At 71.0% G+C, this 2,128-nt stretch carries 2 protein-coding genes and 1 pseudogene; 1 reads left to right on the plus strand and 2 read right to left on the minus strand.

Annotated features, from left to right (window positions below; genetic code table 11):
• A pseudogene (locus NQ160_RS21940) lies at positions 1–907 on the minus strand (hypothetical protein); the annotation flags it as partial.
• Positions 908–1,024: 117 nt separating this feature from the next.
• Between NQ160_RS21940 and NQ160_RS21945 the strand changes: the two are divergent.
• Positions 1,025–1,735 (plus strand): DUF4191 domain-containing protein, encoded by a 711-nt coding sequence (locus NQ160_RS21945; RefSeq protein WP_257517166.1) that lies wholly within the window; start codon positions 1,025–1,027, stop codon positions 1,733–1,735.
• Positions 1,736–1,750: 15 nt separating this feature from the next.
• Here NQ160_RS21945 and NQ160_RS21950 read toward each other — a convergent pair.
• The coding region (locus NQ160_RS21950) for an RDD family protein (protein WP_257517167.1) at positions 1,751–2,128 on the minus strand (378 nt) is incomplete at its 5' end.

Raw genomic sequence — 2,128 nt, forward strand, 5'->3', positions numbered from 1 at the left:
CGACCACGCATCCCGCCAGCATCGGCCTGATGCGCGTCGCCCGTGTGCCGGAAGAGGCGCCGGCGGTCGCGGGTGGCCTGCCGACAGGGCCCCTGGCCTGCCGTGCCGCGCGTCGTGTCGCCCGCAGCTCCCGGCGCTGCCGCCACCTTCGCCGCAATTCCTCGCCCGCCTGCGCGACCTGCTCGGCGACCTCGCTGTCGATGTGGCGCTCCACCGCCCCTCGCAACGCTGCGCCCGCACCCGCGCCGGGTCGCGCCGTGACCGAGACCGTGAGTGCTCGGGCGGGCGCGGGCACGGCGGTCACCAGCGGCGCCGCCTGGGCCGCCGCGAACAGGGAGTCCTCGGCGCGCCCGAGGGCGTCTCGAAGCGGATCTTCGAGGGCAGCGCCCGCTGCCCGTAGAGCATCGGCCAGCCCGCCCTGGGCGTCGGCGCACATCAGACCCAGGATGTCGCGCGAGGCATCGGCGACCGGGGTCGTGCCGCCCAACGCGAGGACGGGGCGGCCTTCATCGGTGACCCACCACTGGCCGCACGCACCCGGCCCGGCCTCGTCGGTGCCGCGCAGCACGCTCACCGCGACGGTCACGCACTCCCCTGCCGAAGGCGGGGCCTGCGCCTCTCGTCGTTCGTGAAGCACGTGGTCCAATCTGCCGTGGCACAGCGCGAACACCGCCTCGTGGCCGGACGCGGTGCGCACGACCTCGCTCGGCGCGAGGATGTGGCCGTCGGGCTCCGCGCGCCACACCGCGGTGCCCTCGAGCAGGTCCGCGTCGACATGCAGGGCGCTGTGCCCGTCGTCGTGCCGCACGATGGTGCCCGGCCAGGGTGCACCCTCCCGCACGACGCGGAGCACGGCCCCGCCTCCGGGGAGGGGTGTTGACTCGACGAGGCGTGCGTCGCTGTGCATGCGATGAGTCTGCGCGAGCACCACCTCGGCGGGACGGCTGGATGCGGCATGCGGGGATGCATCGCCGTGACGCAGTCCTGTGCAGGAGACGAGGCGGCGAAAGGTAGGCTGGAGGGTATGGCCGCACGCACGCCCGCACCAGAGAAGCGCCCGGGTTTCTTCTCCCAGATCAAGTCGCTGTTCGTTTTCACCAAGAACGTCTATCCGTGGCTCGGATGGGTCCTGATCGGGATCATCGTGCTGGGCATCGCGCTCGGCATCCTGGTCGGATTCCTGATCCCGCCCTTCGCCGTCTGGAGCGTCATCCTCTGGGGCCTCAGCGGTCTCATGGCCGGTTTCCTCGGCGCGATGATCACGATGACGAGACTGTCGACGCGTGCGATGTACCAGAAGCTCGATGGGATGCCGGGTGCAGCGGGTCACATCCTCTCGACCGGCCTCGGTCGCAAGTGGCAGGCCACGGAGATGCCTGTCGGCGTGAACCCCAAGACCCAGGATGCGGTGTATCGGGTGATCGGTCGCGGCGGTGTCGTCATCGTCGGTGAGGGGTCTCGCGGTCGCCTCACGCGGCTGGTCGCCGACGAGCGCGCCAAGGTGCAGCGCGTGGCATCCGGCGTGCCGGTGACCGTGCTCTACGTCGGCCACGGCGAGGACGAGGTGCCGATCTCGAAGCTGGCATCCACCATCAAGGCGCTGCCGAAGAAGATCGACCGGGCGACCATGGCCGCCGTCATCAAGCGTGTGGACTCGGTGTCGAAGTCTGTGACGTCGCTGCCGATCCCCAAGGGCATCGACCCCACCAAGGTGCGCGCGCCCCGTCCCCGCTGAGCGGGCGTCGGGGTCTCAACCGCGGACGAGCACCGTTCCGGCGGCCTTGTCGTGAAGACCCCGCTGGTCGGCGTCCCAGATCGCGGCGGGGATGACGATCACGAGCAGCAGCGTGCGCACGATCGGACGCCACAGCCCAGGCCAGCCGCCGGTGGCGAGGTTCACCCGCATGCCGAGCAGGCGGTGCCCCGGGCTGCCGCCGAGCGTGGGGATGAACAGCACCTGCAGAACCGCGAAGATCGACAGGATCAGCATGGGTGGCGCGGAGTAGTCTCCCGACGTGGCGAGCGTGATCGCGATGGCGATGATGTAGGCGCTCGTGTAGTCGATGAAGAGCGCTCCGACGCGACGCCCCAGCGGGGCGATACTCCCCGGTCCGTCGGCGGGAAGACC

This window comes from Microbacterium sp. zg.Y909, assembly GCF_024626565.1.

Bases quoted from the DNA above. Each gene is read 5' to 3' on its own strand.
- NQ160_RS21945 (WP_257517166.1), top strand. From the start codon at position 1,025: ATGGCCGCACGCACGCCCGCACCAGAGAAGCGCCCGGGTTTCTTCTCC.